The following is a 21,016-nucleotide window of genomic DNA, read 5'->3' on the forward strand; positions in this document are numbered from 1 at the left end:
TTTTTATGCATTGTTATAAAATTAGGCTAAGCTGAATAGTTACCTTAATTAGCTGTCTTTTGATAAAAATTTTACTTATTTCGGTTTATTTATAAGAGATATGTTCAACTATAATCAAGCGCCAGCCTTTTCTGCTGCATAACTTGCTTGGCTTTGACTGTAACCATCACTTTCAGAAAGTGTTTCAATAAGACTTTTACGTGAGTAGCCAGAGTATTCAAGCCATTCTTTTGCTGACATCAGCGCTTGCTCATTCCAATCAATATTTAAGCCATCTACTGCTACAGTCGAATCATCAACAGCATATCCGTCGCTCTCAGTAAGTGTTTCAATAAGACCTTTACGTGAGTAGGGAGCGCAATCAAGCCACTCTTTAGCTGCCTTCTTAGCTTGTTTAGTCCAGTTCATATCTAGACTATCTACTGCAAAGGTGGCATCGCTAACGCCATACCCGTCACTCTCAGAAAGCGTTTCGATAAGACCTTTACGTGAGTAGGGAGAGCAATCAAGCCACTCTTTAGCTGATCTGGCCGCATTCTTTTGAGGGCCTGTTAGATCGCCAGGATTCTTACAGATTACTTCTGCTCTTTCTGTGTGGCTCTGCTTAGGTTTGTCGCTCTTAGCTTGACCTAAATTTAAGCTATCTACTGCTGCAGTCGCATCATTGACTGAGTAACCGTCATATTCTAGCTGCTCAATCAGACCATCTCGTGAGAAACCTGAATCTCGAAGATAAGACTTCGCTGTTTTCTTGGCTTGCTTAATCCAGTTCATATCCAAACTATCTACTGCTGTGGTCGCATCACTAATTGTATAGCCGTCATAATCTAGTTGCTCAATCAAACCCTTGCGTGAAAAACCCGAATCTTGAAGATAAGACTTCGCCGTTTTCTTGGCTTGCTTAAGCCAGTTCATATCCAAACTATCTATTGCTGTGGTCGCATCACCAATTGTATAGCCGTCATAATCTAGTTGCTCAATCAAACCCTTGCGTGAGAAACCTGAGCTTTCAAGGTAGCTTTGAGCAGTTCTAACCGCATTTTTCTGAGCATTGGTTAGGTTTGTAGATGATGGCTGCAGTACAGCGCTGTCTGGCGTAGTGGTGGCGTTTGCTGAATGCGACGTATGAGCAGGTGGCCGTTTCTTTACAGATGGGCGAGTCATGTCTAATGACGACTTTTGTATAATCGGCTGAGGTTTCTGTTTAAATGACTCAGTAATAGAAACAGGCGTACTTTGTGGCAGTTTTGGTGGCATAGCAGAACGTGCTGCAACTTCTGGTTTGGTATCTTATTAACCACTTGGTCATGCGTTAAGCTTGGAGTCTGGTCTATTTTTGCCCCTTTCGAGCGATTACAGCGCCAACACAGTACCTGTAGGTTATATTCTGTTGATTTACCACCTTTTGATAAAGGCACGATATGGTCAATCTCAAGTAAAAGATTTTTTTCATCCGAAGTGGAGAGGGAACATATCTGACAAGTAAAATTATCTCTTACTTTAATTCTCTCTCTTAACTTGGCTGTCATTAATGCTCGCTGACCTGCCACACTATTCTCGAATTTTACCAATTCAGCTAAATACCCAATAAATCGTTCTAGCTGTTCTAAGTCCAATCTAAAGTCAAACCTTGATGAGCTATTACCCCCAGCTGAGACATATTGAAAGGTATAAACAGGAAAATACAACTGAGATAAGCTAACAAGCATAAAGCCTAATTCTTGCTTTATCCTATCTTCACTAGAGCGCAGCACAAATGGTGGTATGGATTCCATTACACTTGCTATCGTATCATCCCTTTCTTGCACCAACAAACCCTTGCCTTGTTCGGCGGCAGAGAAATCATTTAGTGCGTTCTCAAACTTCTCTAAAGTTTCTTCGGTCGGTTTGATATTGAAATATTTACATAGATACTTGAAAGGCTGATCGTTAGCATTTTTCACAATAGATAGAGAGCATGGATGTGTCCATCGATTGTTTGTGCTTTCAGACCAGTTTTTTCTTTTCATGTTGTATCTACTAGTATCGGACAACTGCCCTTTACCATAGTCGAAGGATTCTATATCAGCATACGACAACTTTAGGTTTTGAATGTGTTGGTTTAAGTCATTACAGTCTTGTACATGCTGAGAGATACTTTCTTTTATGGCAAGAAATTCCTCACTCTTAAAGTAACGATCTATAGCATACGGGTAAGCGACATTCTTTATGAAAAGAAAAGTAACTACTGCAAAAATAATTGTATAAATAAAAAACAAGATTTTTCTCCATGCATATTTATCAGATAACTACTAATACCTTTGTTAGTCTAAAGGCTTATAACATTAAAAAATCTTTAAAATAAGCAGGTAGAGTAAGGCTAGCTATGCTTAAGCTCATTGTAGTCAATTTATAAAAACCTTCCACTACTTTAAAATTCCTGCTAGCTCGTTAGGGAACCATACCTTTATCTATGTCACTCAGAATTAGGATCTGTAGTAGATAAGGAGTAAATACCACTCAATTTTCTCAGAATTTTAAGCTAGTTAGATGATGACCCATAAATAAATTAAACTAGCTCACATCTAATACATTGCAACCTTGATAGCTATCAGTATAAACAAGCCTGTCAGGCTTTATTTTATGCTTGATGACGGACATTAGAGTGGTCTGTTCAGTATCTGCTAGGACTTTACAACCAGTTATCTTCATAAAAATAGTCTAGCATAGTGCTTATCTACTACAGCCACCTGTTAAAAATCTTACTCAATAAATCGACTGAATCAGTTCTTGAGTAAGCTCTACGTTTGGTTTCAACATATCATCAGCCAGACTGCGCTTACTAGATAGTAGCTTATCCAGTTTGATTTCAAAGGTTTCAAAATCATCTGCTGCAATAGATGGGTAATAAACAAAAACCTCTTTATCTTGCCCAATACGGTAAGCTCTATCAGTTGCTTGATCTTCCTTAGCTGGGTTCCAACTGCGTGTATAGTGGATAACATGGTTTGCTTTTTGGATATTCACACCAAAGCCAACTGCCACCGTGGATAAGATAATCACATTGAAACCATTCGTTTCTTGGAACTTATCAATAATGCCCTGCCGCGTTAAGCCTACTCTACTATTAGTATTTGAATCCCCATTCACTGTAGTAACGTTTAATCCAAACCGCTCAAGGAGAAGTCGCTTTAAAAACACTTGAATAGCCCTGAACTCAGTAAAAATGATAACCTTCTCATTTTTTTGTTTTATGGTCTCTAAAGTGTTTATTAACCATTCGGCTTTAGGCGAATCCTTGATAGTCGCTTTTTCTTGAAAGGGGTGAGCACAAATCATTCGCATGTCATGTAGTGCTTTTAACATAACGCCTTTATGGCCTTGCTCAGATAAACTTCTATAATCATTTGATACTTGTTTATAAAGTGTGCGTTGCAGCGTTGATATTTCAATATTTTTACAATCATTAATTTCGTGTTTTGCTGGCAACTCAGCGACATCATGCTTCATACGTCTTAATACTTGCGGCTCTATCAATTGACGAAGCTCATCTATTATCGCGTTGTCTTCATCGTCTTTCTTTTCAATAGGACGTCGATACTCTTTATTAAATTCACTAAGCGAACCCATCAGGTTTTCTTGAATGAAATCAAATAAGCACCATAGATCAACAAGTGAATTCTCTACAGGCGTGCCTGTACAAGCGATCTTAAAGTCTGCTTTTTGGGCTTTAGCGGCTTTAGTGACCATTGCAGTGGGCACTTTTATTTTTTGGGCTTCATCACATATCATGATACTCCAATCTACCCTCCCTAAAGAAACTCAAGGTCTCGCATGGTTTCATAAGTAGTCAATACGATATCTGCCCCGCCTAACCAATTTTCTTCAAGTAGATTTGTTATTCCATAATCATTTCTTAATTGAGAAGATATTAGGTGTTTGGGTATTTTTCGCTGTTTTAAATTATCGCCATATAAACTTAACACTTTTCCGAATTTTGCACTAAAAAACCTATTGATTTCAGCCTCCCAGTTCTCTAATAAAGAAACTGGTGCTACGACTAATGCAGGCTTTTTATATTCTGCGGTTTCTAGATATTCACCAATAAAACAAAGTAACTGCAGCGTTTTTCCTAATCCCATATCATCAGCTAATAAGCAGCCGCTAACCTGAGTTGGCGCATACTGATATAGGTTTTGTAGCCAAGCGATACCATACTCTTGATGCTTTTTTAAACTAAATTCTTGGCTTCTAAAACTTGATGGCAATCTGGCCTGAGGGCGGCGGCTTTCATCAAAAGTCAGAGTCTCGGCTCGCTTCTTAGTAAAGTCAGCCTCATCGATATTATTGGCAATCAATAAGGTAGATTTTTCTTTGTTTCATCAGCTTCTGGCTGCTCTTGCTCTATGTCGTTTTCCGCTGGGTCATCACTCTTTGAATCACGCAGATCATTAAGTAATTTTTTTGCATCATCTAATGGAATGGAGACGTTGCTGTCCGGATGTATAACAAAGCTCTCGCCTTCTGCCTCTGCATGCTGGATACGTTGCTCAAGTAGCTCAGTAGTGGCATCAGTATTATCAGAAGTAAATTGAGATAAGTCGGCTGACCCATCTATAAGATTCTGTGGTAACCATTCGGATTCACCACTATCTTTTTGAATGGCTTCAGAACTCAATTTTTCGGCTTCACCAATACCAATTACTCGATCGCTGTAATTATTTAAATCTAGTACGTTTTTAGCTTGTAAATCATCTTCATGCTGCCGAATTTCTTCTAGATCACTTTTCAGTTCTTCCACTTGGTTATCTAAGTAGTTTGTTCTATCTATACTGTAGCCTGCCCATAGGAACACTGGTGATGATTTCTCATAAGTAGCAATAAAGTGTTGAGCTTGCTCTAGATTTGAAAGTTCTAACAGAATAGGGTCTTGTGCTCTACTTGAGTTTTCATGTAACGTTAGTTGAGCCGAACTAAAATGTGATGCTTCATCATAGGTTTTATCTATTAACAAACGGTAGCTATAGATTTCTGCCTCTTCTTTGGATTGCTCAAAGCCCTCTGGAGATATCACCTCTACAGCATCTTCCCCTAACTGAGCAAAGGGGTTATGTAAAAAGGTCTGTGCACGCTCGCCAGCTATCCGACGATTTGGCATCTTTTTAATTTCATTGAGTACACTCTTAACTTGCGGCTCGATAATAACGTGAGCCAGACCTCCTTCTGGTAAGCTGATCGTATATTCATCTTGCACTTCATTATACTTATCAAAAGTTTGTAGCCAATTTGAGGGCGAGTCTTTAAAATCAGGCTGCACCTCTACCACTGACTCTGTACTAACTAAGTTTTTACGGAGATTGAGTTGCAGCTCCTCTGGAGCAAGTACGATGGTTTTACGCAGAAACTCATCTAAGTTCGCCTCACTTTTATTCGCTAAACTGCGTATTTGCGCCCAATACTTTTGGTTTAATGATTTGTTTTTATCCGTGACACGAGAGAATTCTTTGGTTTTCTCTAATAGCTTCCAAGTCGCCTCACTCAATAAATGTTCTTTACCGGCAAGACTAATGATTGCCCCTGTACGCTTGACTGAGCCTTTGAATTTAACCTTGTTGTTATCACACCAGCCATCCAAAATAATTTGAAAATCCGAATCACTTATACCATTTTCACTACGAATAATCGGGTATAAATCATTTGAGGACGGCAGATTGAGCAGATCAATAACGCCATCATGCTCAGAGTCTTGTTGGATCTGAAAAAGCTCTTCCCATGGTAAGATATAGTTATCATCCGACTGATAGGCAACCTCCTCATCAGCTAGGCTCTCCCAATAGAAATCTGCATCCGTTTTAGCCACAGCTGTATAGCCGTGCTTTAAGCCAATATCATCGTATTGCAGCTGCAAAGGCACGATACTTGCTAATTCATCTTCTGCAGAAGCCTGCTCAACGGATTTTTTTCTTTTCCAGAACGCTAGTTTCATATCAGCTCTTTAATAACGTTTTTTGTATTTTGGACTACTGGATTGGCTGGCAAAGACGCCTAGCTCAGCGAGTTTTTCATCAAATCTTGCCTCCCAGTTCCCTGAATGACTCAAACTCATCCCCCGACCAGAATCACTTTTAAAGATTGAATGCTGTTTGCTTTTTAATTCATGAACCGTGATGTTTTTCTTACTAAGATTGAAAGGTAAGTCACTATATCCATAGCAGGCATTCCCAGTATCTGAAAAATCAACAATATGAACGTTATCAATTTTAAGTAGAAAAGCATTGTTACTAGGAGTAGAACCCGTAATATTTTTTAATCTGCCATGATTAAGCTCTCTGAACTTTCTATGCTCAGCATGTCTAGATTGCACGGCGGCTGGGCCTAAAAATATCTGCGAAAACGAGATTTTATCAATAAACTTAATCCAATAATCAAAGCGGTCGACATCAGCTGTTTGGCTGAATAATTTAAAGAAAGCCTCTAAATCTGCTCTGACAAACCACTGAACTACCATTTTTCTAGTATCTGGGTTTACATTCCGCCAACCTGCTGCTGAGTCATATTGCGGGTTACCCCATTGCGTCAAACAAACATACTTTAAAGCTTCGTGTACAAGTGTACGTCTTGAAGTAGAAGCATAACGTTCAAGTAGAGCCGTTAAAATAGCTGTGGTATAAATTGGATTTTTTTCGAGGAGGAGCAAGAAACGAGGTATCAGTTTAAAGTAGTCATCTTCTTTCATTGTCTTAACTGATTTGATAGATGAACTTACTAAGCTATCCCAGAACCAGCTATTAGGAGCGATACTTAAGCTTTCTAACTGACTACTCACTCTACTGTCATCACTATTATGTAAAAAGTCATGAATAAATCTTTTGGAAGGATCTAGCGAAAGCACTTCAGGATGATCAGTTAACGTAGTAAGCCATTTTTTAGGCCTAAGAGTGGCTTGAAACAACGTAGAACGGTTGGTATTTAAGATATTTCTGAGCCCAATCCAGTTATTTGGCCGTTTATTTATCTCATCTTGTTCTACCGCAAAATAACTATAAAGCAGAGGGAAATAAACAGCTTTTAGTAAATCAGGCTCCATTTTGCTAAATTGTTCAATGAGCTCGCTACCTTTGAAAGTGAAAAGCATCTTGTCCTCATAACTTAGCAGCTTTTTACTGAGTGACCACGCTAGGTTCTTCCAATCGCGTTTTGTTAGATAGTCGGTACCATGATTTTCTAATTTTAAAATTGAGTTAACAATTTTTTCTTCGATAGGCTGAGTATTCTCCATATCATCAAACTTACGTTCAATGAGCTCTAATGTCTTAATTAATTTTTTTGGTCTGGCAAATTTATTATGCATTTGGGCAGGTTCAGAGAACTTATCGACACTCTGATTTAACCTCTGCTTTAATATAGCGATACTCATCACATTCACCTTGCCAGCTGACAGGTTTCAATAGGGGCAGAAACGAAAATAGGCTGCGCCTCAGCACTTTCTTTTTCTTTTAAACCATAAAACTGCATTCTTAGTTCTACACGGCGCGAAGCTTCTTTACTGTCTTTTGCTGCATTAAACGATACACCTCCAGCTAGGAACAGCTGTTTTATTTGGTTTTTTTGCTCATCAGTTAAAGTGAGCTCTGGGTTAAATGTAGGATCCAATAAGCTACACATCACCCACTCCGAACGGCGTAGACTTAAATTCAAGTTATATAAATATGATCCATCAGTATCTGTAAAACCTTCAATTACAATCTGTTTAAACCATTTTTTGCCGTTTTCACTATTAGCTGCTTCCAAGACCACAGGTACTAAAGCACTTAGAGCTTTTATGCCCTCTGCATTCAATCGGTAATCATTGTGTCCAAAGCGACCTGCTTCACCAAAGTTAATACGGTTCTCTTTACAGTCTACGGTGATAAGCTGATTCTTTAAAGTAGGGTCGTCTTTAATACTCGTACAAATATCCAAGATCTCTGAACTGCGTTCTTTTTCAGCTTGCGTTGCTTCGTTAATTTTCTTAGTGACTACCATTAAAGATACTGCCATCACTACTAAAAAGAGCGTCATTAGTGCTGTCATTAAGTCAGCAAATGAGATCCAAAAAGGCTTCTCACCCTCATCCTTCGAACGAGGTTTTTAGCGTACCTATTACCAATCATTAGCGATACACTCCAAAATTAGCGTCTAGTTCTTTGGGTAAGATCTTCAAGGTCTTCAACCACATTACCTAAGCCTTCAACACCAGTTGCAAGGCGTTGAACGGCTTGATTAAGTGTGTTGTCAAAAGACACCAACGATTGATTTAAACTACTTTCAACGGAAGTACCAAAGCTATCAAAGCTCTTCACTAGAACATCACTAACTTCTGCCAAATATTCTTGCATCTCTCTCTTTACTTGGCTTAAAGCTGTCGTCATATTCTGCATATCATTAAGCATTTGACTAGTCATTCCAGCTTCAGACTTTGATTGCTGAATGAGACTTTCTAGTGCTTCAATGGCAGTATTAACACTGTTTTGAGAATTCTTATAATCTCTTATCAACTCAATAAGGCTACTGCTTGCACTGGTCATGTTGGTTGAAGTCGTATTAACCTGTGCAATAAGCTCTGATGTCTTACTAGTCACTGTGCTTAGCGAACTACCAGCCGTAGTAAACTGCTCAGCAGCCAAGCGCATTCTTTCTGCACCACTATTCATACCAGTGATACTATCGGTGGTTACTTGAAACAGTTTTTGGATGTTTTCTTTATGAGTTTGAACGGCTTCTTTGCTATGCGTAATGAGCTCTTTAATTTCACTACCTAAGTTATCAATCAATACAGAGGACTGTTCGTGTAGTTTTTGTTGATTATCTGATATCTGCCGATCTTGCTCGATACGTTGCTCTGCAACATTTGACAGTAGATCTGACATTGAAGTACCTAAACCTGAGACAAGATCTGAAACCTTACTATTCAACTGCTCAACCACATGTAGGCCTTGCTCACCAATTTTAGCCGAACCTGCAGATAGATTTTCTACCATCTCATTCATTTGGGTAGACATCTCATTTTGCTTTTGATGGATATCCTCCATCATTTTAGCCATTTGTGTCTCTAACGTTTTAGTCGACACTTCACTGTTAGTTTGCATATCTATCATTAATTGAGAGAAACCTGACTGCATCTCGCGCATAGCAGTAACAGACTGGGTCATCATCTCACTCATGCCCGTCATTTGACCACCGAACGTTGTTTCTAACTTACTCATAAACGCAGTTAGCACATCAGTCATAAGATCTTGCACAGCCGAGCCTTGGTCACCACTGACTTGCTGCACGCTTGAAGCAATTTTATCTAAAGGGTCTTGGAGGCTATCTTTAATAGACTCGCCAATCTGTGTTGCCATCGACTGGCTTGTTTGCGCATAAGAATCACTTAGTTGTGAAGCAAAAGCAGCTTGATTTCTTTTATTCTCTTCGACCAAGTTAGTCATCATAGCTTTTAAATCATTAACCAGACTATCTTTAAGCTGCCGAGCATTAGCTTCATTTGCTTGAGAAGACTTAAGTAATTTAGCCAGATATTCCTCACCACTTTCATCAAAAGTAAAGGCATTATCTATGGCAGTATTTAAACGTTGTAATTTTTCATAACATTTCCTTAATAAAGATTTTTCAAAAAACGTAATAACCATGGCTGTGAAAATAGCCAATCCAGAAGCCATAAAGGCCTCCCACGCCTTTTAGCAATAACGTTAAGCTGTCTTGAACATTGTCAGGGTTTCCTGCCGGATCAAAAGCTAATAATCCAATCAACAGACCTGCAAATGTCACGATAATACCAACACCAGTAATCATACCGGGTAAATGCTTATAAAAATCTACTTTTAAGGGCGTATCGATGATAATTGATTCGGTAAAAAATACTTCACTTGGCACCGTTGCCCGCGAGTGATCTATAACGCTTTCACCGTCTCTCACGTCATGAATATCATGGAAGGTTTTTTTATAATTTAGCCATGCCTGCTTTAAGTATAGGGTGTCTTCAAAACTTGCATCCAATAAATCCTTATCGATATTAGAACTACCATCCAGACTATCTAACTCATCAGTTAATTTCGATAGTTTATTACTCAGTACATGAGCAGGTATAAAATAATTCAAGATAAATCGAATAAGAATAAATATCAGAAAGATGGAAACCAGTATAGGAAAAACATAATACTCTTGCACAAATTGAGCTATTTTGAACCAATCCATCAATACCACCCGTTCAGATAAAATAAAAGAGCATTCGCTTTATGATTCAAGCTGCTACACCCTAATAACGCTAAATTAAAGTCAAGTTAATTTCATTTCGAATGATATGTGTCAATAAATTCTCAAAATAATAGACCATACCTTTAGTTACATTATGTAAAAAGATAACATAATGGTAACATAAATGAATGAACAAAGAGCGATTGAGAATTAGCATTTAAGAAATAATAGATGGTCCTGAGAGTCCAAAAACATAGTAAACATAAGGAACAGTAGAAACCCTCTTCAAGAATGTGTATAAAACCTTTTCATCTTTAGGGGTATAAACTTCCATAGTTAATATTAGTAGGATTATGCTTTCGCAATAATCCTACTATCTTCTAATTTTTTATCTAGAAAAATAAATTAAACATGAGTTTACCTATTGCCCTATTAAGGCTATGTGAGACAATATGCTAATAATAATCAACCCTAGAAGGGTTTCACAATGATTGTACTTTATAGTAGCTACCTAAAGGCAATGCTTATATCCACACCTAAACAAGATAGACGTGAATACCTTATGGGGATCTATATTCGTGGCATCGACGAAAGAGTTGAGGCTTTTTCATCCGATGGCCATCGTTTAAGTAAATGGTTAATAACAACAACATATCAAGGTGAGGATTTTGAATTTATTATTCACCGTGATGCTATTGAGCAGGCTCTTCTTGCAAGAGAACATGAAGTGCGCTTAACTCCTGATGGGACGTTACATACTAGAATATCTAAAATCACAAAATTGATAGATGAACCTTATCCTGATATTGATAAAGGAGTTTTTTCTAGAATAAGTTTAGAACCAAACGCTTCTGACAACCCCTTAATTAATTGTCACTATCTTAAAGATTTGTACGATATTGCTAAGCTCTTACGTACCAATAGATCTCCTCAGTTTTGGCCAGTAAATCATCCAAAAGACGGAGTTGGACCAGTTGTGTACACAATAGAAGGTGTTGATGACTTTATACATATTATTATGCCTATGAGAGAAGATTCTAGTCGTAAGAATAAGGCACTTAAAACTATAAGAAATGTTGCATATATCGATTTTGATAATTAGTAGTCGCTAACATAAAAAATTAATATACAAATTGATGAAAGAGAGCTTCGAACATGGCATTTAACCAAACCCAGTTTTTTGAAAATTTAGAAAAATTAACCACCAAAGTCATTGATAAGAATAAAAAAGACGACTTTATATACGATTTTCTAACGCTGCTAGATGTCTCAAAATCTACGATAACCTCACTTAAAAAGAATGACGGTCGTTTTAACGTCGCCGCCAATCCTGAGGCTGGCGAGGTTGCCAATAAGCATCGAATCTACTTTAAGCCTGTAGATGAAGATCAAGACCTTGCTAAAGCCTTAAAAGATGTCATGAACAGCCCAATCATCAACCAGCACAAAATCCGTATGGTGATGGTGACGGACTTCAACACCGTACTGATTAACGACACTAAGTATGATGAGACGCTTGACTGCGACTTTACCGATCTTTATAAAAACTACCACTTCCTATTGCCACTTGCCGGCCTAGAGCGTGCGCGTGAGTACTCAGAGCACCCTGCTGATGTACAAGCGTCAGAGAAAATGGGGCGCTTGTTTGACCATATCCGCAAGCTCAACGAGTTTAATACTGCTGATGACTTACACGCTCTTAATATATTTTTGACGCGACTACTATTCTGCTTTTATGCCGAAGATACGGGTATTTTTCAAGCAGACCAGTTCTATGACGTTATTGATAGAACCACCAATATAGATGGCAGCGATGTCGATAGCACATTGTTTGAGCTATTTGAGGTTCTAGACTTACCTGAGTCTAGCCCTGAACGTAATTCCAAGCCCACTCACCTAAGTGCATTCCCCTATGTGAACGGCAGCTTATTTGAATATCAGTTTGCCATTCCTGAGTTTGATGCACGTACCCGCCGTATCTTGCTAGAGTGCGCACGTTTAAGCTGGGCCGAGATTAACCCAGATATTTTCGGTTCCATGTTTCAAGCGGTGATTGATCCTGAGCAGCGTGGCAGCTTAGGACAGCATTACACCAGTGTTAGCAATATCATGAAGGTCATACAGCCCTTATTCTTAGATGAGCTACGTACAGAGCTAGACACAGTTATAGCGCTAAGTTATGACAATCGCCATAAGAATAATAAAGCCGAACGCTTAGATGCTCTACTCAAGCGTATCAGCCAAATCAAAGTATTTGACCCAGCTTGTGGATCAGGCAACTTTTTGATCATTGCGTATAAAGAGCTACGGAAGCTAGAAATTGATATATTAAAGGCACAACGCGATTTAATAGGCTCTAAAGACAACCTGCTGGGTTTAGGCTTTGATAGTATGGTGAGCTTAGATAACTTATACGGTATCGAGTATGACGACTTTGCCAGTCAGATTGCACGCTTGTCTCTCTGGCTCGCTGAGCATCAAATGAATGTGCTGTGTGAGCAGGAGTTTGGTGTCTCTCAGCCGATGCTACCGCTGAAAGACAGTGGTCATATCGTTCATGGCAATAGCTTACGGTTGGACTGGAATGAAGTCTGTCCAAATAATGGCAGTGATGAGATTTATATTATTGGTAATCCGCCGTTTGGAGGTACTGGTAGTCGTAATGATGAGCAAACCGAAGATATGACCAAGGTATTCAAAGAGTTTAAAAACTTTAAATCTCTTGATTATGTCACTTCTTGGTTCTGGAAAGGCTCACAATATATTGCCAATTCAAATTCACAGCTCGCATTGGTATCGACCAATTCTATTGCCCAAGGTGAGCAAGTAGCGATGCTATTCCCTGTTATTTTTGATTTGGGCATACATATTCGCTTTGCTTATCAGACGTTTCCTTGGAAAAATAATGCCAAAAGCAATGCTGCGGTTCATGTAGTGATTATCGGTCTATCTGCCACTCCAAGTACTTATAAAACCATTTTTAAATTGATTGGTAAAACTTGGCATAGTGAGACTACCAACAACATCAGCCCTTATCTGGTAGCTGGTGGAAATATTGCTGTTCAAAGTAGAAGTCGTCCTATTCATGATGGTAAAAAGATGGTTAGAGGAAACATGCCAACAGACGGAGGCAATTTGTTTTTAACTAATGATGAAAAAGAAACTCTAGAAAGTGAAGAACCCATTGCTAGACAATATATAAGGAAGATTCTAGGTGCTCGCGAGTTTTTGCATAGTGAAAACAGATGGTGCTTATGGTTTGTCAATACAAGTTTAGATGAACTCAATAAAATACCTCATATTCACAAACGCTTAGAGGGTGTGAAAACAATGAGGCTTGCCAGCAAAAAGCTATCAACTAGAGAGCTATCTGCGAAACCTCATTTATTTGAACTTGTAATTCAGCCCTTAGAAGGTAACTATATTCTTGTACCTAGGGTTTCTTCAGAACGTCGTCAATATGTACCAATGGGATTTTTTAATCATGACATTATATCTTCTGATGCTAATCAAATGATTCCCAATGGCACTTTATATGAGTTTGGCATATTAACTTCAATGGCACATAACGACTGGATGCGCCTAGTTGCTGGACGTCTCAAAAGCGATTACAGATACTCTGGAACCATCGTCTACAACACCTTTCCCTTTCCTGATGCCACTGACGAGCAGAAAAAGAACATTGAAAATCTCGCGGAAGAAATACTACTTGCCCGCGCCAGTAATGCTGGCATGACTCTCGCAGAATTATATGACCCTGATAAGATGCCTGACGACTTAAAACAAGCGCATAGCACACTCGATGATGCAGTGGATAAGCTGTATCGCCCGCAAGGATTTACCAATACCGAAGAGCGCTTGGCGCATTTGCTGGCACGCTATGAGCAGCTTATCGAAGCGGAAAAGCAAAGTAAAATCAAAAAGAAAGCTAAGTAGCTGTTATACGAATCATAGCCTAAAAAATAACGCCACACATCTTTTCTATAGCAGAGTAAACCATGTCTCAGCCAGTTAATATTTTAAACCAAACGTACGCCCGTACTGGTCAAAGCAAAACACATAATTCGATGGGTATGCGTGAAATGCAGGCACGTGCGTTCGAGAAGCGTCATAGCCAGTATTTGCTTATTAAGTCGCCGCCTGCCTCTGGTAAGTCACGCGCCATGATGTTTTTGGCCTTGGATAAGCTTATCAACCAAGGTGTCAAAAAGGTCATCATTGCCGTGCCAGAGATGAGCATTGGCAAGTCTTTTAAATCTACCGCGCTTAGTGATTATGGTTTTTTTGCCGATTGGGAGGTGGCCGATCGCTATAACTTATGCTTGAGTGTTGCCCAAAGTGACACGCGCAGGACCGCTATATTCTCAGAGTTTCTGACCACAGATAGCAGTGATGACTCCTTACCCCAAGTATTAGTCTGCACCCATCATAGCTTTCGATATGGCTTTGATAAGGTAATCGAAGATGGCGGCAGTATTGAGCTATTTAACGATGTACTTATCGGTATTGATGAATTCCACCATGTATCAGCAGATGACTCTAACCGCTTGGGAGCCATACTAGATGGCATTATGACGCAAACTAGCGCGCATATCGTGGCAATGACTGGCTCCTACTTCCGTGGCGATTCAGTGCCTATCTTGTCAGATAGCGATGAAGAAAAGTTCGATAAGGTGACTTACACCTATTACGAACAGCTAAATGGTTATGAACACTTAAAGTCACTGGGACTGGGCTATCACTTTTATAAAAAGTCATTCTTTGATGCTTTAAACGAGTGCTTAGATACCAGTAAAAAGACCATTATTCACATCCCTAACGTCAATAGCTTAACGGCTGAGACAGACAAATACGAAACCGTTGGTCGCATCATAGATATTATCGGTGAAAGTGAATCTCGTGATGAGAATACTGGCGTTATCACCATACGTACGCATGATGGCAGACGCTTACTACTCGCAGACCTAGTCACTGATGACGCCATAAGGGTGAATACGCAAGCTTACTTAGCTGATATTACCTCTCGCGACCAGATGGATATCATCGTAGCTCTTGGGATGGCAAAAGAAGGCTTCGACTGGGAGTATTGTGAGCATGTATTAACCATTGGCTATCGCGGCTCGCTGACCGAAGTGGTGCAGATCATTGGGCGCTCAACACGAGATAGCGCGGGCAAACACCATGCTCAATTTACTAACCTAATCGCTGAGCCAGAAGCGGATAAGTCTGAGGTGACAAGCTCTGTTAATGACTTACTAAAGGCCATTACTTTATCCCTACTGATGGAGCAAGTACTCAAGCCTAACATCAACTTTAAACGCCGTAGTGAGATAGACATATTAGGCATGCTAGACTTGCCGGCAGGTACCATTGTTATTGATGACACTGTGAATTCTCCCTCTGATCGAGTGATGAATATACTTAACCAAGACCGTGAAGAGATATTGGCTCAGCTATGCCAGAACGCAGATCATATTAAAAAGTATATCGCCGCCGAAACCAATAACGTCGAGACCGAGGCTGTATCGGATACCGTCATCCCAAGTATTATTCGTAGCAAGTATCCATCACTAGATGCCAATGAAGTACGGCAAGTACAAGAAGGTGTCATGCAATATATGGCAATCAACCGCCAAGGTGGCGTGGTTGAAGGTAAAGATATTCCTGAAGATGCCATCATCGAAAATGAGCGCTGTTTCATTAAGCAAGGCACAGAGTATGTAGATATCGCTACTCTAAATGCTGAACGAAAAAGTCAGCTCAATGAAAACGACATTATTAAAGAGCGCCACCTGCCAGCTAACGCAAAAATATATAACCCTAAAACCAAATCAAGCAGCAGTAATGACTCAAATCCTAGCAACGGCTTTGTGAAGGTTGGCAGTAAGTTTGTCAATGTGAACAACCTTCCCATCGATCTCGTGAAATCGGTCAACCCCTTTCATGATGCGTATGAAGTCCTCTCCAGAACCGTCGATAAAGAAGTGCTACAAACCATTAACGATGTCGTGCATGCCAGCCGCTCTACCGTCACTGAGGCAGAAGCGGTCCTGATGTGGCCAAAGATAGTTGCGTTCATAAAAAATAAAGGTCGTCAGCCTAATAGAAATTCAGAAGACGCTATCGAGCGGCGCATGACTGAAGTTATCTCCTATGTCAGAAACCAAAAAGCTAAGCGAGAAGCCAATAGTCATGATTAAACTCGATGAAATCTATCAAAGTCGTGAGTACAAGACACTAGACGATATTTTTTAAATGACAGTACTGGTCTACTAGACGATATAAAGCCTGCTACCAAAAGCTCGTCAAATAACAGCGTTTTAGCGCAGCAGTTTGACAGTATTAACGTTTTTATCGATCAACAGGGGCGCGTGCCTAGTAGCAGTGCTAGCGATATTAATGAAAAGATAAATGCTCGCCTCTTAGCTACCATACAAACCAACCACGCAAACTCGCAAGAACTACTAGCTTTAGATAAGCATGGTTTACTAACTGCTCAACATACTGCGTCTACCCCATCTGACGACAAACCGACACTCTCAGACAAAAGTATGAGTAATGAGGGTGCTGGGTCTAAAAACGCAGTCAGCGCTAGCACTAAAGAAGCTGAGCCAGTAACCGAGGCTGTTAGCGAGCTACCTATTATTAATAGTCTAGATGATATTTTCAACAGTGATGACCTAGGTATTTTTGACAACATTCATTCTGAAATATTAGTCAGTGATAGTCAGCTCAATTCTCGCAATACTTATGATCAATACGATGATGAAGAAATAGCAACTCGCTTTGAATGTAAGGACTTTTATAAGTTTGAGGCAACCTTTGAGCGTATATCTCACGCCATTCAAACGGGGGCTTTTACTAAAACCAACTTTTCATCAGTGAAAGATATCAATATTGGCAGTGTCTTCGTTTTAAATGGGATTTTGTGTTATGTGGCGGATATATACCAAGCAGAGAATCGAAAGAATGAGCGTAACCAGCAGCGACTTCGTCTGGTGTTTGCTAACGGTACTGAGTCGAACATGCTCATTCGCTCTTTAGCTACTGCTCAATATAAATATGAAAACAGCTATCAGCTACTCATTACTGATCCCGACTGGATGGACGATGAATTAGCAAAAACTTCGGAGATGATAGACAGCTTACTGGTGTCATTTATGTCGCCAAGCTAACTGATACGCCAAGCAATTTAGCACACTATAAGCACCTGCATAAAGTAGGTTTCTCTACCCTTACAGGAGAGGCTCGCACAAAGCACTCGATTAGAGATACCGCATTCCTACAACAACCAGTAGATATCATTGCTGAGTGGCAAGTTTATGACGCCAATGCCCGCAGCGTGGAAGGTGTTTTACACGCTTTCTTTTATGATCAAAGAGTAAAAGTATCCTCAAAAGCAGCAAACGATAACCTATACAAGGCAACAGAGTGGTTCAATGTTCCCCTTGATGAGATTGAAAAAGCCATTAATTTGGTTATCGAAGGAGACATTAAAGACTATCGAATGGATGGTGCGGCTGGCAAGGTGGTTTTGAAGTGATAATCGCTTTGTATTTTCATTAACGACTTAAACTACTATTTTAGCGAGCAAGCTATGTTAAACCCTTCTCTTTTAGAAGCTTATCATCAAACTAACTACTGCTTTGGCGACATTTTACTTAATGTTGATGAGCGTTCCTCGAAAGCTGCTGCTCTTTTGCGGCCATTTGCTACTGATGGCGGATTGTTTATCACAGCTTGGAACCCGCTAGGAAAAGAGCTTAAGTGACCCCTGCCGTCAAATCCGTACAGTTAAACTTGGGAGATTTTAATTACGCAGCCTGACAATAAAAGTCAAACCACACCTGTCTTGGCGTTTTATAGCCCAAGCCCTTTTGAATCCTAGTCTGATTATAATACAACTCAATATAGCCAATGATATCGCTGATCGCTACAAACCTTGTTTTATAGTCTTGGTGATACACCAGCTCATTCTTTAATGTGCCCCAGAAGCTTTCTATCGGAGCGTTGTCAAAGCAATTACCTTTACCACTCATTGAGCCTTTAAAATGATGCTGATTGATGATTTTGTGATAGGCATGACTGCAATACTGGCTGCCTCTGTCAGAGTGCACAATCAATCCTTGGCTTGGACGTTTATTTTTGATTGCCATATTGAGTGCACGGCATACTAGATCAGCGGTCATACGTTTGTTAATGGCATAGCCGACCAGCTCTTTGGTGTATAAGTCTTTAACGCCTGCCAAGTACAGCCAGCCCTCATTTGTCCAGATATAGGTGATGTCACTGACCCACGCTTGGTTAGGGCGACTGGCATGAAACTTCTGATCCAGTACGTTTGGATAGACCAGCTTATTGTGATTAGAGTCTGTCGTAATTTTAAAGCGCTTGTGGCGACGGCATTTGATGCCATGTTCCTCTTTAATGCTTCTAACCATGTATAGGCTAATGTCATGGCCTTGCTCGGTGAGCGTTGCATGCAAACGCTCATAACCATAACGTTCTTTACTTTCACTGTGAGCGGCTTTAACTAGTAGCTCACAATGGTTGCGGTGTATCTGCTGCTCGCTGATATCGCGACTACTCCAGTCGTAATAACTTGATGGTTTGACGCTTAACACAAGCACATAGTGGTGATGCTAAATATCTGCTGATTGTCTTTAATAAAGGCGTACCTGACTAGCTGTGCTTGGCGAAGTACGCCGTCGCCTTTTTTAATATCTCTCGCTCCTCTTCGGCAACTTTAAGCTGTCGTTTGAGGCGCTTGTTATCTTCTAGAACAGCTATAAGCTGTGGATCATACTGCTCAGTGCCTACAAGCTTGCCTTGATTAGCTTTGTTGTTCCAATTCGATAAGGTTTGCATGGCGATGCCAAGCTGCTTTGCAGTTGCTGAAATATTGCCGTTGTTGTCTGTGATCTTTTTAACAGCTTCGGCTTTAAATTCGTTACTGTAGGTTCTTATTTTCTTGGTCATGGTAAACTCCGATTAATACGCTTAGTTTACCAAGTTTATCTCTACGGTTTCTTCAGCATAGCTCAAAGGTTGAAGACAACCAGAAAGCCAATCAAAAATTAAAAGCAGAGTTACTGACACGAGGCCTGAATGTAATTGATGGTTATGGTGTAAGTAAGGACGGTAAGTGGCGAGAAGACAGCTTCTTTACTTATCCGATAGATAAAGAAACCAGCCTCAAACTGTGTTGTGCCTTCAGCCAAAATGCCGTGGTCTATGTCAGCTTTGATGGACTGCCTGAGTTACTACTAAACCCTGATATTACTTGACTAAACTACTTTTGTTAGAGTTAATTGTGGCACTTCAAAAACGCTTTGAATAATCAAATGCTGAAGCTAAGTTCGCTTCTAGTTAGTCAGGCTTTACTATCCAACGTAGTCTGTCATTAAACTCTGATAAACCCTTCCTATTTACCAACTAGATTACTATCGTCTTAGTTAATTGAGGAGTTACTACATGGGACTTGCAAAGTTTTTAGAAGACAACCTAGAACGATTATACGAAAGTCTGGAGGAGTCTAAGCGTCAGGTGGACTCTATTGACGAGGAAAGCTCTAACAAAGACTTAGGTTTTATTAAAAATAAGATTTCTAAAGAGCTAGAGCTGGTTCAAGTAGAATATGAAAAGGTACTTAAAATTGTTACCGATCCTGACTTTGATGAAGTTATCGAAGTATATGAAGAAAATTTAAAGTTAGAAAAGCGGCTGAAAAATAAGCAAAAAGTTATAGACTTGTTGCGTGAAGCAGTTGCAAAGTACAGGTCTGAGTTTGAGTCAATACATGGCACAACAACCAATGTGCTAGAAACTCTTCAAGATAGAGATAAAAAGATTGAGAACTTAAATAAAGCAATTGAAAAATTAGAATATAGAATGGAGGAAACCAAGTCTGAGATGATCACAGCCAAAAATCGTCGCAGTCACTATGAAAGTGTCTTTCACAATCAACTTATTATTAACCAGCAACTAACTACTGAAGTAGCAGATAAAGATGAACGGATCTTATCCTTAACTTCAATGTTAGAACCTAACTTTGAACCGTTCAATATACTTGAGAATAAAGATGATAAAATTTATCAACTCAAAAATGAACTAATGATGTTGGATGAGTGGTGTGAGATGTTGGAGTTAGATCTTGGTATGGAAGGCAAGCGTCCTGTTGAGATAGCAACAGACCAACGAATAGGAAAGAACAAGAAAAGAAAACCAGTCACTCTATCTATCTACCATAACTTAGCTTATGAAAAAACTGAATTAGAGAATGAGCTGATTGAAAAGAGTAAATTATTTGCAGAGGTAAATGATGAAATAAGCAGATTGAAAGAAGTTATTAAAAGAGGTCAGACACATATCAGTATCTTAGAACAAAGTAATGAGCGTCTTACGTCTGAATTAAAGCTAATTAATGAAGAAACTATTAGTTCAAATAGTGAGATTGAAACAGTCGTTAAGGAACGATTTGTACGTATTCCACGAGATAAAGTAGCATCGAACACCAATGAAAGAGAATCCGCAACTAATGCTATAAGTAAACAACCATTAAAAACTAAGTCTAAACCAAGAATAATAAGAACTCGACGTACAGACAACACTACTCAGAACCTCAATGTCAAAAAAGACTCTACAACTCAATATCTTGATTACTTAGAGAAGATAAAACGGAAATAATGCTAAAGTATTAGATTGTAGATTTAGCGCCCCATTCGGGTAATGCTGAATATCTGAAATGGCTTCTTAAACAGAATACGGTTGACCCTCATTTAGCTGAGGCGTTTCACATAAT

The 21,016-nt window shown here is 39.5% G+C and carries 17 protein-coding genes and 1 pseudogene; 8 read left to right on the forward strand and 10 right to left on the reverse strand.

All coding sequences use genetic code 11. The features are described from left to right. Positions 1-114: 114 nt before the first annotated feature. The 9 genes from JMW85_RS14270 to JMW85_RS14295 form a co-directional block, all read right to left on the reverse strand. The gene (locus JMW85_RS14270; RefSeq protein WP_227681752.1) at positions 115-1,164 is read right to left on the reverse strand and encodes an Ltp family lipoprotein; all 1,050 of its coding nucleotides are present in this window, start codon (positions 1,162-1,164) and stop codon (positions 115-117) included. Positions 1,165-1,166: 2 nt separating this feature from the next. Further along, a complete protein-coding gene (locus tag JMW85_RS08950; protein ID WP_201581507.1) occupies positions 1,167-2,258 on the reverse strand; it encodes an HNH endonuclease in 1,092 nt (363 codons plus the stop codon). Between the two features lie 487 nt (positions 2,259-2,745). Further along, the gene (locus tag JMW85_RS14440) at positions 2,746-3,771 is read right to left on the reverse strand and encodes a DEAD/DEAH box helicase (protein ID WP_265090738.1); all 1,026 of its coding nucleotides are present in this window, start codon (positions 3,769-3,771) and stop codon (positions 2,746-2,748) included. Positions 3,772-3,791: 20 nt separating this feature from the next. Next, positions 3,792-4,337, reverse strand: coding sequence for an SNF2-related protein (locus JMW85_RS14445; protein WP_265090739.1), 546 nt, complete (start codon positions 4,335-4,337; stop codon positions 3,792-3,794). Next, complete coding sequence (locus tag JMW85_RS14290) at positions 4,334-5,965, reverse strand: hypothetical protein (protein ID WP_227681754.1); 1,632 nt, start codon at positions 5,963-5,965, stop codon at positions 4,334-4,336. The genes JMW85_RS14445 and JMW85_RS14290 overlap by 4 nt, the downstream gene beginning before the upstream one ends. Positions 5,966-5,974: 9 nt before the next feature. Further along, entirely contained in the window at positions 5,975-7,396 is a 1,422-nt protein-coding gene (locus JMW85_RS08960; protein ID WP_201581508.1) for an EH signature domain-containing protein, read from the reverse strand. A gap of 5 nt (positions 7,397-7,401) precedes the next feature. Next, positions 7,402-8,052: a hypothetical protein gene (locus tag JMW85_RS08965; protein ID WP_374220452.1), complete on the reverse strand. Its 651-nt coding sequence runs from the start codon at positions 8,050-8,052 to the stop codon at positions 7,402-7,404. A 98-nt stretch (positions 8,053-8,150) separates the two neighbouring features. Then, on the reverse strand, positions 8,151-9,680 hold the full coding sequence (gene zorA, locus JMW85_RS08970) for an anti-phage ZorAB system protein ZorA (protein ID WP_227681756.1): 1,530 nt from the start codon (positions 9,678-9,680) through the stop codon (positions 8,151-8,153). Next, a complete protein-coding gene (locus JMW85_RS14295; protein WP_227681758.1) occupies positions 9,631-10,215 on the reverse strand; it encodes a hypothetical protein in 585 nt (194 codons plus the stop codon). The genes zorA and JMW85_RS14295 overlap by 50 nt, the downstream gene beginning before the upstream one ends. Positions 10,216-10,702: 487 nt before the next feature. Here JMW85_RS14295 and JMW85_RS08975 point away from each other — a divergent pair, with 487 nt between their 5' ends. The 6 genes from JMW85_RS08975 (at position 10,703) to JMW85_RS09000 (ending at position 17,986) form a co-directional block, all read left to right on the forward strand. After that, entirely contained in the window at positions 10,703-11,317 is a 615-nt protein-coding gene (locus tag JMW85_RS08975) for a hypothetical protein (RefSeq protein ID WP_201581509.1), read from the forward strand. Positions 11,318-11,370: 53 nt separating this feature from the next. Then, a complete protein-coding gene (locus JMW85_RS08980; RefSeq protein WP_201581510.1) occupies positions 11,371-14,151 on the forward strand; it encodes a DNA methyltransferase in 2,781 nt (926 codons plus the stop codon). A 62-nt stretch (positions 14,152-14,213) separates the two neighbouring features. After that, on the forward strand, positions 14,214-16,415 hold the full coding sequence (locus JMW85_RS08985; protein WP_201581511.1) for a DEAD/DEAH box helicase: 2,202 nt from the start codon (positions 14,214-14,216) through the stop codon (positions 16,413-16,415). Positions 16,416-16,586: 171 nt separating this feature from the next. Then, complete coding sequence (locus tag JMW85_RS08990; protein WP_201581512.1) at positions 16,587-17,390, forward strand: hypothetical protein; 804 nt, start codon at positions 16,587-16,589, stop codon at positions 17,388-17,390. A gap of 35 nt (positions 17,391-17,425) precedes the next feature. Then, positions 17,426-17,758 carry a GIY-YIG nuclease family protein gene (locus JMW85_RS08995; protein WP_265090750.1) on the forward strand — a complete coding sequence of 111 codons (333 nt, stop codon included), beginning with the start codon at positions 17,426-17,428 and terminating at the stop codon, positions 17,756-17,758. A 54-nt stretch (positions 17,759-17,812) separates the two neighbouring features. Next, the gene (locus JMW85_RS09000) at positions 17,813-17,986 is read left to right on the forward strand and encodes a hypothetical protein (RefSeq protein WP_201581513.1); all 174 of its coding nucleotides are present in this window, start codon (positions 17,813-17,815) and stop codon (positions 17,984-17,986) included. 43 nt (positions 17,987-18,029) lie between these two features. Here JMW85_RS09000 and JMW85_RS09005 read toward each other — a convergent pair. Then, positions 18,030-19,194 (reverse strand): annotated as a pseudogene (locus tag JMW85_RS09005) (IS3 family transposase). Positions 19,195-19,205: 11 nt separating this feature from the next. On the opposite strand from JMW85_RS09005, the gene JMW85_RS14570 reads away from it, so the two are divergent. Continuing rightward, positions 19,206-19,502, forward strand: coding sequence for a DUF3293 domain-containing protein (locus tag JMW85_RS14570; protein WP_201581817.1), 297 nt, complete (start codon positions 19,206-19,208; stop codon positions 19,500-19,502). A gap of 187 nt (positions 19,503-19,689) precedes the next feature. Continuing rightward, positions 19,690-20,901: a hypothetical protein gene (locus JMW85_RS09015; protein ID WP_201581514.1), complete on the forward strand. Its 1,212-nt coding sequence runs from the start codon at positions 19,690-19,692 to the stop codon at positions 20,899-20,901. Positions 20,902-21,016 lie beyond the last annotated feature (115 nt).

Origin of the sequence: Psychrobacter glacincola (assembly GCF_904846075.1) — a bacterium.
Taxonomy (GTDB): Bacteria; Pseudomonadota; Gammaproteobacteria; order Pseudomonadales; family Moraxellaceae; genus Psychrobacter; species Psychrobacter glacincola_C.

Excerpts from the sequence above, each read along its gene's own strand:
- JMW85_RS08985 (WP_201581511.1), top strand. The coding sequence starts at position 14,214 with ATGTCTCAGCCAGTTAATATTTTAAACCAAACGTACGCCCGTACTGGT.
- JMW85_RS14440 (WP_265090738.1), bottom strand. The coding sequence starts at position 3,771 with ATGATATGTGATGAAGCCCAAAAAATAAAAGTGCCCACTGCAATGGTC.
- JMW85_RS14295 (WP_227681758.1), bottom strand. The coding sequence starts at position 10,215 with ATGGATTGGTTCAAAATAGCTCAATTTGTGCAAGAGTATTATGTTTTT.
- zorA (WP_227681756.1), bottom strand. The coding sequence starts at position 9,680 with ATGGCTTCTGGATTGGCTATTTTCACAGCCATGGTTATTACGTTTTTT.
- JMW85_RS08960 (WP_201581508.1), bottom strand. The coding sequence starts at position 7,396 with ATGAGTATCGCTATATTAAAGCAGAGGTTAAATCAGAGTGTCGATAAG.
- JMW85_RS14290 (WP_227681754.1), bottom strand. The coding sequence starts at position 5,965 with ATGAAACTAGCGTTCTGGAAAAGAAAAAAATCCGTTGAGCAGGCTTCT.
- JMW85_RS09000 (WP_201581513.1), top strand. The coding sequence starts at position 17,813 with ATGTTAAACCCTTCTCTTTTAGAAGCTTATCATCAAACTAACTACTGC.
- JMW85_RS14270 (WP_227681752.1), bottom strand. The coding sequence starts at position 1,164 with ATGACTCGCCCATCTGTAAAGAAACGGCCACCTGCTCATACGTCGCAT.
- JMW85_RS08980 (WP_201581510.1), top strand. The coding sequence starts at position 11,371 with ATGGCATTTAACCAAACCCAGTTTTTTGAAAATTTAGAAAAATTAACC.
- JMW85_RS08965 (WP_374220452.1), bottom strand. The coding sequence starts at position 8,052 with ATGACAGCACTAATGACGCTCTTTTTAGTAGTGATGGCAGTATCTTTA.
- JMW85_RS09015 (WP_201581514.1), top strand. The coding sequence starts at position 19,690 with ATGGGACTTGCAAAGTTTTTAGAAGACAACCTAGAACGATTATACGAA.
- JMW85_RS08975 (WP_201581509.1), top strand. The coding sequence starts at position 10,703 with ATGATTGTACTTTATAGTAGCTACCTAAAGGCAATGCTTATATCCACA.